We start from the raw sequence: 1,480 nt of genomic DNA on the forward strand, positions 1-1,480 counted from the left end.
GCGTATGATGCCCTTCATCTTTTGGGTTTAAGGCATTAATTTGATACATAAAAAATTTCCAACGTGAATTAATTGCGGGCAAGCTCAAGCGCCAGGTCAACAGCAGCGTGCAGGCTTGAACTTTTAGCCAGTCCAGTGCCGGCAAGGGAGAGCGCTGTGCCGTGGTCAACAGAGGTGCGGATAAACGGCAGGCCTAAAGTAATATTAACGGCTTCACCAAATCCTTGAGATTTTAGCACAGGTAGGCCCTGATCGTGATACATCGCCAAAACGGCATCGGCATCTTTCAGATTTTCAGGAGTAAAAAGCGTATCCGCCGGCAGGCTGAGGCTCATATTGACGCCTTGCGCGCGGTAGCTTTCCAGCACCGGGTTGATTACCTCAATCTCTTCCCGGCCCAAATAGCCGCCTTCACCGGCATGCGGGTTCAGCCCGCAGACAAGAATATGCGGGCGATCTATCTTAAATTTTGTTTTCAGATCATGAATTAAAATATCAATCACCTGATGCAGGCGCTCTGCAGTAATGGCATCGGCCACGTCACGCAAAGGCAAATGCGTGGTCGCCAATGCAACCCGTAAAGTCTTGGTGGCCAGCATCATCACCACGCGCGGCGCGCCGGCAAAGGCCTGGTAATATTCGGTGTGCCCGCTGAAATCAATGCCAGCGTCATTGATAATGGATTTCTGCACCGGCGCCGTCGCCACCCCGGCGCTTTTGCCTGTGACCGCATAATCCGCCGAACGCCGCAGCTGCTCCAGCACATAGGCAGCGTTGCCGGCATCCAAATGCCCCAGAACGGCAGCATTTTTCAGCGGCACATGCTCCACATAAATACGACCTTTGCCTGCAGGCGCGGCCTGCCCTGCATAATCAATCAGCGCTACATCCAGGCCTAAGATTTCTGCGCGCCTCTGCAGCATGGCCTTATCCGCCAGAACTACAACCGGGCGCTCATCCGCGCGCTCCGCCAGACTTAAGCAGATATCAGGGCCGATACCGGCAGGTTCACCGCTGGTGACATATAAAGGAAGCATGGCTGGCCTATTCAGACTGATTTCAGTGCGCCTATTTTACTGAATCTATCGGATAAATGCCGTTGATTTTTATCTTTTCAGCCAGGGCGCAGGCGGAACAAGCGCGCCAGATCAATCAGCGGTGAATAATCGGAAAAAAGGCCAATCCCGGCGCAATTGCAGCCATTAAAGCCAAGAGCACAAAGATCATCCATAACCCGGCGTTGGGCTTTACCGCCTTGAGCCGCGGGTTTTATTTTTCTTTCAGCATGCTTGCTTTAAAGCAAAATGTTGATATTCATTAAAATAAACACGCAGCGCAAGCGCTTAAAAAGCGCTAGCCAAATATTGAACAGCAGCCTATAATACAGCGCTTGAAATTTAATATTTCATTTGTGATTCTTCACATTTTCGTTTAGAATCGCGTCTCCTTTTGTTTGGACAGATTCCATAGTCCAAACCAA

The 1,480-nt window shown here is 50.5% G+C and carries 1 protein-coding gene; it reads right to left on the bottom strand.

The window, feature by feature from the left end:
* Window positions 1-68 precede the first annotated feature (68 nt).
* Window positions 69-1,037: a 4-hydroxythreonine-4-phosphate dehydrogenase PdxA gene (pdxA, locus tag RSA72_RS14510; RefSeq protein ID WP_374570665.1), complete on the bottom strand. Its 969-nt coding sequence runs from the start codon at window positions 1,035-1,037 to the stop codon at window positions 69-71.
* Between the last annotated feature and the right edge of the window lie 443 nt (window positions 1,038-1,480).

The sequence above is a fragment of the Acinetobacter sp. genome (assembly GCF_036659555.1).
GTDB lineage: Bacteria > Pseudomonadota > Gammaproteobacteria > Pseudomonadales > Moraxellaceae > Acinetobacter.

Bases quoted from the DNA above. Each gene is read 5' to 3' on its own strand.
- pdxA (WP_374570665.1), bottom strand. From the start codon at position 1,037: ATGCTTCCTTTATATGTCACCAGCGGTGAACCTGCCGGTATCGGCCCT.